General features: G+C 46.2%; 9 protein-coding genes. 2 read left to right on the top strand and 7 right to left on the bottom strand.

Annotation, left to right across the window (positions count from 1 at the left end; genetic code table 11):
* Positions 1-229: 229 nt before the first annotated feature.
* From HMPREF1212_RS04125 to HMPREF1212_RS04135, 3 genes are all read right to left on the bottom strand, one after another.
* Positions 230-2,260, bottom strand: a complete 2,031-nt coding sequence (locus tag HMPREF1212_RS04125; RefSeq protein WP_046148527.1) for a RagB/SusD family nutrient uptake outer membrane protein — start codon at positions 2,258-2,260, stop codon at positions 230-232.
* A gap of 12 nt (positions 2,261-2,272) precedes the next feature.
* A complete protein-coding gene (locus HMPREF1212_RS04130; protein ID WP_087880912.1) occupies positions 2,273-5,716 on the bottom strand; it encodes a TonB-dependent receptor in 3,444 nt (1,147 codons plus the stop codon).
* Positions 5,717-5,944: 228 nt separating this feature from the next.
* Positions 5,945-6,997 (bottom strand): FecR family protein, encoded by a 1,053-nt coding sequence (locus HMPREF1212_RS04135; RefSeq protein WP_052724914.1) that lies wholly within the window; start codon positions 6,995-6,997, stop codon positions 5,945-5,947.
* Between the two features lie 124 nt (positions 6,998-7,121).
* On the opposite strand from HMPREF1212_RS04135, the gene HMPREF1212_RS04140 reads away from it, so the two are divergent.
* On the top strand, positions 7,122-7,709 hold the full coding sequence (locus HMPREF1212_RS04140; RefSeq protein WP_028726227.1) for an RNA polymerase sigma-70 factor: 588 nt from the start codon (positions 7,122-7,124) through the stop codon (positions 7,707-7,709).
* 71 nt (positions 7,710-7,780) lie between these two features.
* On the opposite strand, the gene HMPREF1212_RS04145 is transcribed toward HMPREF1212_RS04140, so the two are convergent.
* Positions 7,781-8,878: a phosphotransferase enzyme family protein gene (locus tag HMPREF1212_RS04145; RefSeq protein WP_046148529.1), complete on the bottom strand. Its 1,098-nt coding sequence runs from the start codon at positions 8,876-8,878 to the stop codon at positions 7,781-7,783.
* A 151-nt stretch (positions 8,879-9,029) separates the two neighbouring features.
* Positions 9,030-9,284: a type B 50S ribosomal protein L31 gene (locus HMPREF1212_RS04150; protein ID WP_028726229.1), complete on the bottom strand. Its 255-nt coding sequence runs from the start codon at positions 9,282-9,284 to the stop codon at positions 9,030-9,032.
* A gap of 220 nt (positions 9,285-9,504) precedes the next feature.
* Here HMPREF1212_RS04150 and HMPREF1212_RS04155 point away from each other — a divergent pair, with 220 nt between their 5' ends.
* Positions 9,505-10,503 carry a class II fructose-bisphosphate aldolase gene (locus HMPREF1212_RS04155; protein WP_046148530.1) on the top strand — a complete coding sequence of 333 codons (999 nt, stop codon included), beginning with the start codon at positions 9,505-9,507 and terminating at the stop codon, positions 10,501-10,503.
* Positions 10,504-10,574: 71 nt separating this feature from the next.
* Here HMPREF1212_RS04155 and HMPREF1212_RS04160 read toward each other — a convergent pair whose 3' ends face one another.
* Positions 10,575-12,722: a TonB-dependent receptor plug domain-containing protein gene (locus HMPREF1212_RS04160; RefSeq protein WP_157316947.1), complete on the bottom strand. Its 2,148-nt coding sequence runs from the start codon at positions 12,720-12,722 to the stop codon at positions 10,575-10,577.
* 165 nt (positions 12,723-12,887) lie between these two features.
* Entirely contained in the window at positions 12,888-14,291 is a 1,404-nt protein-coding gene (locus tag HMPREF1212_RS04165; RefSeq protein WP_046148531.1) for an MFS transporter, read from the bottom strand.
* Positions 14,292-14,301: the final 10 nt, after the last annotated feature.

The following is a 14,301-nucleotide window of genomic DNA, read 5'->3' on the forward strand; positions in this document are numbered from 1 at the left end:
AGCGTTCTGCAAAGAAACGCTTTTATTCATAGAAAATAAATAGATAATACTACCGTATAGATGGATTATCTTTTGATGAGTTTAGTGCGGTCACCGCACGTGGGAGGGTGCGGTCTGTGCGCATGGGCGAGTGTGGTGGTTGTGCACGGTAAGGTGCGGTGTCCGTAACCCCTAAGGTACGATAGCCGTAACAACATGGTTACGGCCATCGTAGAAAAGAGTGATAACCTTACAAACTTTCCGCCCCCAGATTAGGCATCGTCGGCCATCCCGGATTCTGATAGATCGGGGAGGTTTCCACACTGCTGCCATCGGCAGATGTGTTCAGGAAATTCTGTATCGCGATCGGCGACAGGTAGTGTGCCATAGCCCACTTGAACCCGCCTTGCCGCATGATCAATGAGTTGGCCGCTACTTCCTGCGGACGCAGGTACATGCTCAGCGCCGGATCGGATACATTCGACTTGGAGTCGTTGGCGCCGTACGCCAGGATGCTCGCTCCACTTTCATCTTTATACCAGTCCTGCATCGGCCCCCACAGTTTGAACCCTTCGATATGGTAAGGGGAGGAGATCAGCTGATCCATGGCACGCCACCGTTTGAGATCCATCTTGCGCAAGCCTTCACCCATCAGTTCGCAGTTGCGTTCCCGGCGGATGTTGTACAAGGTGGTATTGACCAGCTGTCCCGCAGAATAGGCTCCCCAGTTGTATTTCGCTTCTTCACTCATGTTCGTTGCAGAAATACTCTTGTTGTAATCCGTATCCAGATGGGCGCGGGTACGGATCGCACGCCAGTAGGAAGCAGCGGTTCCGTCTATGGCTCCGGTACGTTCGTAGCAGGCTTCGAGATAATTCAGGTAAGCTTCGGCGGCACGGAAAGTGATGCTTCCGGTGAAGGAGCCGAAGTTTGCACAATGCTTGGCATCGAAATTGCCCCCTTTACGCATGGCGTATCCGGTGGAGTAATAGACATCGGAGTTACCGCTGGTGATGTCGGGAACTGTTTCGACCGGCGTGGCGTGTGTACCGTCGGATGAAGGGTATAAGACGTTGATCTGTCCCGGTTCCTTGAGGAACAGCCACAGGCGGCCGTCGCGGTTCTTGCGTACGTCGGCTACATAATCGTCGCCGGCATAACCCGAGCCGGATGCATAGATCGGCAGTCCGTTCGCCATCAGGAAGGTACTTACCATGCCGCGCGTCAGCCCGTAACCGGCATTTCCTTTCTGTGCGAACTGAACGGCACCGTGGGTCAGCTGCAAGCCTTTGTCGTATTGGCGCCACATAAGCACTTCGTCGTAACCGGCCATGTTCTCATCCGCATACATGTTGTAGTATGGGTTGGCGGGTTCTTCGGTGCTCTGTTGCAACAGGCCGGTGTTTTCCGTCAGTGGAACAGCGTCGGCCACCGCTTTGGCTGCTTCCATTGCTTGTCCGAGGAAGAAATCGATTTCATTGTCGATACTGCCCGATGGATATTGGTAGCTTGCATTGTAATCCTTCTGTTTGCCCGGCCAGCCATTGCCGTCCGGTACGAAAGGTGTGTTGCGGAAATACTTCAGCCAGGTTCCTTCGAACAGGGCGACTCTCGATTTGACCAGGTTGGCGCAGTTGCGGGAGAGACGGTTCTTTTTCCCATCGGGTGATATTTCCTTCAGCATCACAATGGCTGAGTCGAGGTCTGCCAGGATGAAACGGGCTACCTCGTTGCGCGGGGCTCGTTTGCTGGCTTCGGTCAGCGCTTCCTGTTCGTCGGGGAGCGGACGGTAGAGGATGGGGAAGTCGCCGAATGCTTGCAACTTCTTGAAGTATTCGTAGGCACGCAGGAAGTAGACTTCGCCGATATAATGTTTCACATTCTCATCGTTTCCGCTGATCTCTCCGCTTTTCCATTTGTCTACCACGCGTTGCAGGAAGTAGTTGCACTGGTATATCTTCGTGAATTCCCAGTCGCCCCCGGTCTGTGCCGTTTTCAGTTCGCCGGGCACGTAGTCCGTGTAATCTCCCTTGGCGATCATATTGTCCGTACCGTTGTCCCATCCGAAGGTTCCGTACCAGTTGACACTCGATTCGTGGGAGGGCAGGATGCCGGGGTATATGTTGTTGATGTAAGAGGCCAGCTGGCTTTCTTCCGTCAGATAGTAGTCCGGTGTGATCTGCGACAGAGGTTCTCTGTCGAGGTAATCGTTGCAGGAGAACAATACCGGAACCAGGACGATACCTGCGATCTGTTTTAATAGGCTGTTTATGCGATTCATGATTCTTCTGTTTTATAAGGTTATACTTAGTCCGAACGACAGGGTTTTAGATAATGGATAGTCACCGTTTGCGGCGTCTACCTGTTCCGGGTCTAATGTCTTGAACAGGTTGGTGCCCGTCCAGAGGTTTTCACCGGATACGAATACCCGTAGTTTGTTAACATAGAATTTATTGGTGAGCGACGACGGGAGGGTATAACCCAACTGTACGTTCTTCAGACGGATATAAGCCGCATTCTGTAAATAACGTGTCTGCACGTTGTGATTCATGTTCGTGCGGAAACTCGGACGCGGGAAATAGGCATCGAGGTTTACATCGGCTTCTCCGGCTTGCACCATAACGGAGTTCTCGTCACGGAAATAATCCAGGTGGGGCGTGTAGCAGGTAGACCACCAGATACCGCCGTGGCTTCCCCAGAAGGTCGAGCTGTTCTGGAAGTAATCGCGTTTCATTACGCCCTGGAAGAAGGCACGGAAGTCGAAGCCCTTGTAATCGGCCGTCAGGTCGATACCGAAATGATAACGCGGGGTCGAGTTACCGATGATGGAGAGGTCGCCATGATCGCCGGCCGTGTTGGCTCCGGCATCTACTTTACCGTCACCGTTGAGGTCGGCATACATGATATCGCCGGCTGCCCATAAAGAACCCAGGGCACTTTGTCCGCCGTTGGGCAGGCTTGCCAGGTGCTTATCCATTTCGTCCTGGGTCTTGGCGATACCGACTGTCGTGTATCCCCATATTTCGCCCATCTTCATGCCTTTGCGGTAGGTGTCGCTGGCAATCACTCCTGTTTTGTTGGGGTAGCGGGTGATCTCTGTCTGCGAGTCGGACAGCATCAGTTTCACACCATAGCCCAGGCCGTTTCTGAGTCGGTCGTTCCAACCGACCGACAGTTCCCATCCATAGGTCTTTAAGTCGGTATTGTTTGTGCGGGGTACGTTCGTGCCGAGCGTGATCGGGAGTTCGGGAGCCGGGCCGATCATATCGAGCGTATTTCTGACGAAGTAGTCGAACGATCCGGTAAGGCGGTTGTCCAGTGCGCCGAAGTCTGCCCCTATATTCCATGTCTTAACCCTTTCCCATGTCAGGGAGGATGCAATCAGTTCGGGGGTGACGGCGATGTTGGGTTTCGTGCCGTTTATAAGCCATCCGCCGCTGGATGCCTGGAATTTCATTTGCGCATAGGTCGGGTACCAGCTTTGGGTGTTCTGGTTACCCAGTTCGCCGTAAGAGCCTCTGAACTTGAAGGTACCTACATAGTCTGCGATAGGTTCCCAGAAGCTTTCGCGGGCTATATTCCAGCCTACGGAGAAGGAGGGGAACAGGTTCCATCGTTCCGATGAACGGAAACGGGATGTGCCGTCGTAACGCAGGTTCACTTCCGCCAGGTATTTGCCCTGGTAGTCGTAGTTGATACGTCCGAAGAAACCGGCGGTTGCCCAATGGTCGGAGGAACCGTTTACGGTCGGTGTGATCGGGTTCCCGTTGATGTCGACTCCGGAGGTGATATCTCCTTCGGGAAGACCGGGGACGATGATCCCGTTACGTTGCAGGAATGTATATTTCTTTTTCATTAGCTCCGACTGGAAACCGAACATTCCCTTGAAGTTATGGCCGGATTCGAGTTGCTGGCTGTACTCGGTGTAGACGTTGAAGTTCAGATAATTCTCTTTCGTCATATCTTCCGATACGTAGCTGGTGGAGTTGTATATATAGGGCTCGCCGGCCACATTATGGTTGTAAGTGAGCTGACGGTCTGCATGTACGGTCGTGTTGTAGATGCGGTAGTTCACATCTACGTGCGTCTTCCAGTCCTTGATCGGTTCCAGTACCAATTGGGCTTGCTGATACAGATAATCAGCCTGCTTTTTGGTTCTGCCGCCTTCCACCAGGTCGAGTGCCGGGGTAGGGGCGCTGTACAGGTAGCCGTTCGGGTCGTAGGCCGGCATGAAAGGCCATGCCTGACGGGTCAGTCCTTCATAAACACCATCCAGTACTGTCGGTTTGGAGATATCTTCGCGGATGAAGCGGCTGCTGTAATTCAGCTGCGCCCAGTCTGTCATTTTCACGTTGATCTTGCCGGTAGCCGTGTAGCGGCTGAAGCTGTCGTCGGAGATCTTTAGCAAGCCGCTTTGATCCAGGTAGTTCATGGAGAGGTAGTAGGTTACTTTCTCGTTTCCACCGTTCAGGCTGAAGTTATGTTCCTGCGAGAAAGCCCAATGTCCGAACACCGTGTTATACCAGTCCTGATTGGCACTGCCGGAACTATATGGATCCATCCAGTAAGCCGGGTTGGACGGATTCGGTATCATCGTTACATCCGACTTCCCGTCGCGATAATCCTTGATACGCTGCAACCAGGCATTGTCGAAATAAGGAGACTGGTTGGCATTGGCCCGTGAGTCGTTGAAGTAAAGGGCAAAACGGTAAGAGTCTACCTGATCCTGCAACAAAACGGGATCGTTCCAACGGAAACTATTGTTATAATTGATTACAGGTTTACCGCTGACACCGGTCTTGGTGGTGATCAGTATCACACCGAAAGGCGCACGCGAACCATAGATGGAGGAGGCTGCGGCATCTTTCAAGACTGAGATATTTTCTATATCCTGCGGATTCAACGCATTGATATCCCCTTCCATGCCGTCGATCAGGATAAGCGGGCTGCCGCTAGAACCTTGTCCGATGGTGGCAATACCACGGATGTTAATATCGGCCGTCTTACTCAAATCGCCCGAACGCTGTGTGATCTGCAAGCCGGGAACCAATCCCTGTAAAGCCTGTGTTGCGGTGGTTACCGGACGGGCTTCCAGGTCTTTGGCATTCGCAATACCGACCGAACCGGTCAGGTTTATCTTCTTTTGCGTACCGAAACCGACTACTACGACTTCATCCAGACTTTGTGTGTCTTCCATAAGTGTGATTGCCAGCGCTTTGGTATCATCTGCTTTCATCTCTCTGGCCAGATAGCCGATATAGGATATAAGAAGGATTGAGTTGTCGGGAACATCCAGGCTGAAATGTCCGTCTACATCGGTGATCGTTCCGATCGTAGTCCCTTTAACGGAAACGTTGGCACCGATGACCGGAGTGCCTGTTTCGTCCCTGACCGTTCCCTGCACCCTTTTGTTTTGCTGGCCGACAGAGAAAACTCCTTTCCTCGATAAGATGATTTGACGGTCGACGATCTTGTATTGTACGTCGGTGTTTTTGAAAAGTTGGTTCAGAACTTTATCGATGTTCTGATTCTTTACTTGTATGTTCACAGGTTTGCTTACATCAAGCGTATTGTCGGTAAACAGGAATGAGAACTCAGTCTCCTTTTCTATTTGTTCCAATACCTGTCCGACCGTTGCATTGGAGAATGCGAGGGACAGCGACACAGACTGTGAATAGGACTCTTCTGCTCGTATCTGGAAGATGGTGATTAACAATAAAAATATACCTATTCTCATTTTTCGACAAGTTTTAAAGAAATATAGGGAACCTATATCCCCGAATAATTTCTGGATTTTCATAACTTTGTTGCTGATTTAGTGATTAATGATGTCTTTGGGTCTTATGCCAAAGATGTTATTTTCGCGAACAAGAGTGAGTTGCAGCTCGCTCTTGTTTTTACCATATCTGTTTCTTCAATCTCTCTCCATAGGCTTATTCATTTAGGTGTAACAATTTATTCTGCTTTATTTTAACCAGACGTCTATTTGCTGTTTGGCAAATGTCGAGTCGTTATTTTGCTTCATTGTATTTACTTTCCATCTGATCGGTGTGGCTTCTTCCAGATAACTGAATATCTGATAGATCGTCTCGTTGGTAAATGTGGCCCAGCAATTATATTCATTCTCTTTCTTCTGGTTGTGGAGCACGATCTCTACATTGAAGCGATGACCTAATATACGGAACACTTCATCGAGGGAGGTATTTCTGAATACAAGCTTCCCGTCTTTCCATGCCGTGTTTTCATAGAGGTTGACTTGCCGGATGGTGTACTTTTTCGTTTGCTTGTTGTAAGACAGTTTCTCTCCGGGTTTCAGTCCGGCTATGAATTTGTCGGAGGAATGAATATCCACTTTCCCCTCTACAAGAATGGCCTCTACTTCTTCCCGTTCTTCATATGTGTTTACATTGAACTGGGTTCCGTGCGCCATCACTTTAAGACCTGACTTTGTTGTTACGAAAAAGGGATGTTCCTTATCCGATTGTACCTCGAAATACCCTTCTCCGGTCAGTTCCACTTCTCGTGTGTTTCCAGCGAAGAGGGTCGGATAGCGTAGTGTACTGCCCGCATTCAGGCATACTTTCGAGTTGTCCGGCAGTTCCAGCCGTGTGACCATTCCCGGTGCGGATGTTACTTCCATAAACTTTATCCGGCTTTCGATATCCGTGGCATTCCGTTCGAAGAACAAATAGCCGAAAGTCAGTGTCGAGATCAGAAGAGGAATACTAATGATGGCTGCCACGCGTGATAGATGGCTTATCCACAGTCTTTTTCTGCTTCTTTTGTCCAGTTTCCTGTTCACTTCAACGAATGCTTCCGGCAATCCGAACGACTTGTGTTCGTCTATCCGGGATTTTAGTTTCAGTACCTGGCGGACTGCCTGTGACTCCTGCCGGTATTCCTCAGATCCATTCAACCAGGATTCCACCAGCTCGGCTTCTTCCGGTGTGGTTTGCTTCTGTGTATATTTTAATAGTAATGTCTCTTTTTCAAGATCCAAAAGTTCTTTATTCTCCATTTCTGATATAATATCTTTTATTGTTGAAAATGATGCCTTTTATATATAGGATAATCGTACCTGAAAAGACCGCCAGTTATTTCCCTGTTTTTTTTCAGAAAATTTTCAATACATTTGTATCTGTATGAAAATGACTTCTCAAATACTGAACCCGGATGAGTTGTTATGGAAAATAGCCATAAACGACGATAAAGAAGCTTATCGGACATTGTTCGATCTTTTTTATCCGGGGCTGTGTCTTTATGCCAAACGGTATGTAGATGAACGTATGGTAGCCGAAGATCTGGTTCAGGATGTATTCGTCACTTTGTGGGAAAGCAGGAAAAAGATAAAGATAGAATCGTCGGTCAGGAACTACCTGGTGGTCAGCGTAAAGAACCAGAGCCTGAATTATCTGAAGCGGGAAGGATATAAACAGAGTTATATAGAGACCTGTTTATCAAATAGTACCGACCCATCGGACTACAATGAATTTTATCTGCTGACCGAACTTCAGAAACTATTGGATGAAGCACTGGCCAAACTCCCGGAGACGTATCGTCTTATCTTTGAAATGAGTCGGTTAGAGAACAAAAGTAATGTGGAAATAGCTGAAACGCTGAATATTCCCTTACGCACGGTAGAGCGTTATAAAGCGAAAGCTATCGAAATATTGAAAAAGGATCTAAAGGATTATCTGCCCTTGCTCCTTTATTTCCATTTATTGAATTAGTATCTGAGATTATATTGAAAGAGAGTAACTTTTCCTCATAAGGAGAAAGGTTACTCTCTTTATTAATTATATTATAACCATTCTTTCATAAAGCTGTCCATCTCTTCCGCATGTTCTTCGAGGCTTTGCAGCAGCTTGAACTGGGCTTTTGTACGGATCAGGTTATGTTTCGGGCTATGGATCTTATAATAAGTATCGCCGTTGATGTAGTCTGTCAGGAAGCGTACGGTCTGCATGTAAGTCAGCAGACGGCCGCCATAAGGAAGCAGACTGATTTCAAGCGGACTGAGGAAAGCCTTTGCTGTTTCCATGTAACCACGGGTATAGGCTTTGAAGATATCCATGTTTACATTTACGTTGTCCAGGTTTTCATCATCTTCCGCACCTGTATTTGCTCCTGTACGGATAAAATCGCCGATATCAGAAAGTACGAATCCCGGCATAACGGTGTCGAGGTCGATCACACAAAGCACTTTATCAGTGTCAGCATCGAACATCATGTTGTTTACCTTTGTGTCACAATGGTTTGTGCGTTTCTGAAGTTTACCTTCACGGTACAAACGTTCCTGGATACACATCGCTTCCGCACGTTTTTCAACTTCGTTGATCAGCTCTTTCACTTCTTCCAGGCGTCCGGCTGCATTCGCCTTGACAGCATCATGGAATTGTTGCAGACGGAATTCCATGTTGTGGAAGTTAGGTATTGTTTCACCCAACGATCCTTCCGGCAGGTCTGCCAGCATGGATTGGAAATCACCGAAAGCTTTACCGGCTTCGTATGAAAGTTCCGGAGTTACTTCTTCGTAGCTTTTGCTGTTCGGAATGAACAAGCATACACGCCAATAGCTGTCACCGTCGAAGTAATATGGTTTACCATCTTTCGTCGGAAGGAATGTCAGCACTTTACGGTCGATATCGCTTTCACCTTTGGCTTCCAGTTTCTTACGGATATGTGTCGTTACAGTGTTGATGTTGTTCTGTAACATGTCTACATTTGTAAAGATCAGATGGTTGATACGTTGTAATACATATTTGATTTCACCTTTTTCGTTAGTTACTTTCAGCGTATCGTTAATGTGTCCGTTTCCAAAAGGTTCGGCGGAAACTACTTTTTCTGCCAGCGTGAACTGGTCGAGAATGTTTAATAATTCTTCTTTTGTTTTTGCCATGGTATTTTATTCGATTTAATATAGCTTTTAACAAGCTACAAATATAGGAATATTTTTGATTTTCCCTCTTTCTTATTCCTAAAATGGGAGAGCATAAAAAAAGGCTGCGAACCGAATCGCAGCCTTTTTTCATATCCTTTTCGGGAAATGATTATTTCTTATTACGGTTACCGTAACGGCTCATGAACTTATCAACACGACCTGCAGTATCCACCAGTTTAGATTTACCTGTGTAGAACGGGTGTGAAGTGTTAGAGATTTCGACCTTTACCAATGGATATTCAACACCGTCGATTTCGATAGTCTCTTTTGCATTGATAGTAGAACGAGTGATAAATACATCGTCGTTTGACATGTCCTTGAATACTACAGGACGATAGTTTTCAGGATGAATTCCTTTTTTCATTGCTTTATTATCTATTTAATTTAAACTCTTATTATTATGGTAACCGGTAAATTGGCTTGCAAAGGTATGGATTTGCTGTAAACAAACAAAGAATTTCCGATTATTTTTTCCGAAACCCTGACTTTTGTGTTATTTTATATGCTTAATAGCATAATATATATTGGATAGTTCTTATCTTTGTGGAAGATTTTCAATCATTAACGTAATAATATATACTACAATGGTAAATTACAAAGATTTAGGATTGGTGAACACTAAGGAAATGTTCGCTAAAGCTATCAAAGGCGGATATGCAATTCCGGCTTTCAACTTCAATAACATGGAACAGATGCAGGCTATCATCAAGGCTGCTGTTGAAACAAAATCTCCGGTTATCCTTCAGGTTTCTAAAGGTGCTCGTCAGTATGCTAATGCAACATTGTTGCGTTACATGGCTCAGGGTGCAGTTGAATATGCAAAGGAATTGGGTTGCGAAAATCCGCAGATCGTTCTTCACCTGGATCATGGTGATACATTCGAAACTTGCAAGAGCTGTATCGACTCAGGTTTCTCTTCTGTAATGATTGACGGTTCTCACCTTCCTTACGAAGAAAACGTTGCTTTGACTAAGAAAGTTGTTGACTATGCTCATCAGTTCGACGTAACAGTAGAAGGTGAACTTGGTGTATTGGCTGGTGTTGAAGACGAAGTTTCTTCAGATCATCACACATATACTGACCCTGAAGAAGTAATCGATTTCGCTACTCGCACAGGTTGCGATTCTTTGGCTATCTCAATCGGTACTTCTCACGGTGCTTATAAATTTACTCCGGAACAGTGCCACATCGATCCGAAGACAGGCAAAATGGTTCCTCCTCCATTGGCATTCGAAGTATTGGATGCAGTAATGGAAAAACTTCCGGGATTCCCTATCGTACTTCACGGTTCTTCTTCTGTTCCTGAAGAAGAAGTTGAAACTATCAATAAATTCGGTGGTGCTTTGAAAGCTGCTATCGGTATTCCTGAAGAAGAATTGCGTAAGGCTGCTAAGTCTGCTGTTTGCAAGATCAACATCGACTCAGACTCTCGTTTGGCTATGACTGCTGCAATCCGTAAGACTTTCGCTGAAAAGCCGGCAGAATTCGACCCACGTAAATATCTGGGCCCGGCTCGCGATAACATGGAAAAACTGTACAAGCACAAAATTCTTAACGTACTTGGTTCAGACAACAAACTTTAATCAGATAACAGATTAAATATAGGAAAGCCATCCCGCATCAGCGGAATGGCTTTTTTTTTATTGAGTGGAATTTAACGGACTGTGAAAGGTAGTTTATAAGAAAAAGTTTCATTCCTTTCTGTAACCATATCTACCAGTAACTCATAAGATCCGGGAGAAGAGGGAGCTATAATATTGTCTTTCTGCTTTCTGTTACCCTGTGTCAGTCCGATGGGATAATAGTAAAATCCTTTGCTGATAACGTTTTCTGCACCCCTGTTTCTTTTGGTGGTGATGGAGAATGCGCCGCCAATAGCACCGAAAGTCATTGCGTTGGTTTGCCAGGGACGGAGTAATTCAACTGTCGCAATTTGCTGAGGTGATACTATATTCAGGGCTTCTTCTAATGTCATTCTTTTTCCGTCGACTAATATTACAATAGCCCCTCCTTTTAAAGTACTGATTCCTCGTGTACTTACTAGTATAGGTTCCGGGGGATTGCTGTCATCATTCCAGGCTATATGAATATAGGGCATGTCTGCGATAATATCCTCTAATTTGGTATAATTGTGTTTCTCCATTTCTTCTTCATCTATGTAGTTTGTTTTGTAAAACTTTTCGGTTGAGATATATTTATCACGTTTGGTTCTCGCCTTTACTGTTATTTCAGGTATCAAATAATCACGGTTACCTAAATTGTCAACCTGATAAAAAAATCCACTACTGTCCTGATAGCTTACATTTGTTTCCGCATATTTCCGGTTGAATAGATTTGTTCGTAAACGATTGATTACCGGCGGGAAGGTGTCATTGTCCGGTGTATAATCGTAAAAGTCGGCTGTCCCTTTTGGTGGATGTGCCTGTAGGAAAAAACGATCGCCCTCTTCAAAGTCATCTACAGTTAATGTATATCGGCCGTTATTGTCTATTATGCCTTCGTTAACCAGGTTGGTCATTGTGTTGTAGGCAACGATCGTTCCGTTTCGTAGTGGTTTGCTGCTTTTTCTTGTCACCAGCCCTCTGAATACGGTTTGTATTTCCGGCTGGTATTTATACTGAAAATCTTTATTTAGAACTTTGGGTAGATCAAACCGGATAAACCGGGCGGTACGAAGCCAGGCCTCCAGATCTTGCTCTGTCTCCCCTTTGTTGTAAGTGAAACAACTTTTGGGAAAGGGCACAGGCGATAGCAATTCGCAATCAAACTCAGACTGCATACCTCCGGGAGCCATCATCTGACCTTTCTTCAAAACACGGTAATGTACTTTGGCTGCCGGATAATCTGTCTTTAAAAGTATTCTTTCTCCGGGTAGATATTCATTTTGCGCCAAGGCAATGTCGGGGATATCCCTCTTTTTCCATAAAGCGCATTGTGCTATTGGATTTGCATTTTCGTCGGTAAGGAATAATATATATAATCCTGATTCTTTCTGTGGTATATTCAGGATCCCGGCACGCTGTTTTTCCGTCAATACCATTTCTTCCAGTCCTGTTGCGGGGTGGAAAATGAAAAGCCGTTCTTTGTTTATCCGCTTGTTTTCCGGAAGTATTTTGTATCTTATCTCTTCTCTACTCAATATGGCTTGGAGTGTATGGTTTTCAGTTCTATCCGGAATGGAGAATGAGAAATCCTCTCCTTTGTAGTTGACGGATAAGCTGTATTCTTTATCTTTTGATGGATAGAAGCGAATGGTTTGCAGTCCGGAGAGAGAAGAGGCGGCACGGAAAAGCGTATCTGTTTTACTCAATAGAATGAATGGGATTTGTAATGGCATTCCGTTACCGTCAGTGAAATAGACGGTCATGTTCTGTGCTCCTCCATCATCCACTAATTGTCCACCTTCCGGATAAAAGAAACATTTTACTCCCGGAACGTTTTCTTCAGAAATAAAGGGTTTCAGTCCGAGTGGCAATTCTGTTACCGGATAACTTTCAGGGTGGAAATTTTGCATTAACCGGGTATAGGCCCGTAAATAATAGATGTCTTTAGGCCAGTCGAAGTCTGTAATGACCGGTAGGCTAAAAGAGCCGTCATTATCACATCTTATTTTGTTGCGGATGAGCACGGAGTCTTTGGGATTGAATAGTTCAACGTATACATATTGGCTGTAAAATGGTTGCTGTCTGCTTGAAGCAAATAGCTGACCATAAACTCGTACTGTATCTCCCGGGTCATAAGAGGACTGTTCAGGATATATAAAGATCCGCTCACTTGGTAATTTTGTTTGTTGTGCTTTCACTTGGCATAAAGCTAATAGCATAAATAGGCATGTAATGTGATTCCTCATATTCTTGACCGATTAAGTAATAAAAATAAAGTTGCGTTCTGTAAAGCAAATATAATAATTTGCTTTACAAAAACAAGTAAGATCGCTACTGAATATTCAGGTCATTGTGTATGTTCGTTACTTAAAACCTTTCAGCGGCCTTGGTTGTGAAACTCTTAAACTGCTGACGATCGCTGCGGCAACAGCAAATCCGGTAGCCAGGTATAAACAGGTTTGCGTACTGTTATTGGGTACCAGGTTGAATATCATGGCAACTAAGGTCGCTCCCAATGTTTGTCCCAATAAACGGGCAGTCCCCAGCATTCCACTTGCACCGCCACTCCGGTTGGCCGGGGCAGACGAGATGATCGTACTGTTGTTCGGAGTCTGGAATAAACCGAAGCCGGCGCCACAAATGAAGAGACGCCATATAATATCCATATTGGTAGGGTCGGTGGGGAGAACGGCAAGCAGGAAAAGCCCTGTGGCGAATATCGTCATGCCGATGCCCCCTAATATTCCGGCATGGATACGTTCTACCAGCCGTCCGGCAAGTGGTGCCATAATCATTGTGGCAAGCGGCCAGGGAGTAAGAAGTAATCCGGTAGTAACATCACTGCGTCCAAGCGAACCTTGCAGGAAGAAGGGGAGAGAAATCATGGCCAGCATTTGTCCGGTAAAAGAACAGATAGAGGTGCCGATCGACATGGAAAAGATCGGAATGCGCATCAGATCGACCGGAAGTAATGGAAATTGTTGTTTCAGCTGGCGACGAACAAAGAAATATCCAAGTATGAATAAAGCTGCGATCCCTCCTATGATTAATGTGAGATTCTCCCTGTGGGCAATACCTTCAAGCGAGAAGATCAACAAGCCGAAAGTAAACGCATTCATCACGCAACTGAGTTTGTCAAAGCGTCTGCCTGTTACTTTTACCGGATTAGCCGGCAAGTGCATCAGGCCGATCGCCAAAGCTGCCATGCCGATCGGGATATTGATGGCAAAAAGCCAGTGCCAGGAACCTAAAGACAAGATGATGGAAGCAATAGTCGGCCCGGCTGCTATCGACACCGCGACGACCAGGGCATTGATTCCCATACCCCGCCCGAGGAAACGTTTGGGATAAATGATCCGAAGCAACGCTGTGTTTACACTTGTAATGGCAGCAGCTCCGAACCCTTGTAAGATACGGGCGGCTGTCAGCATCCAGAACGAGTCGGCAAGAGCACAGATCGCTGAAGTGATGCTGAACAGCAAGATCCCTGATAAGTAAATCCTCCGGTAACCGTAAATATCCCCCAACGAAGAGAAGGAGAGGAGCGAAATGGTGATAGCCAACTGATAAGCGTTGACTACCCAGATCGTGACAGACGGAGATGTCCCCAGGTCGCGGGCGATGGTCGGCAGGGCCACATTGGCGATGGTTCCGTCGATGACGGACATCCCGACACCTAATGCGGTGGCTAATATGGCCCAGTAACGCTTGGGTAACGGTAGTCCGTCGTTCTCATTTACAGTTATGGCGCGATTCTGCAATATCATTTTATATCAT

The organism is Parabacteroides sp. HGS0025 (assembly GCF_000969845.1).
Classification (GTDB): Bacteria; Bacteroidota; Bacteroidia; order Bacteroidales; family Tannerellaceae; genus Parabacteroides; species Parabacteroides gordonii.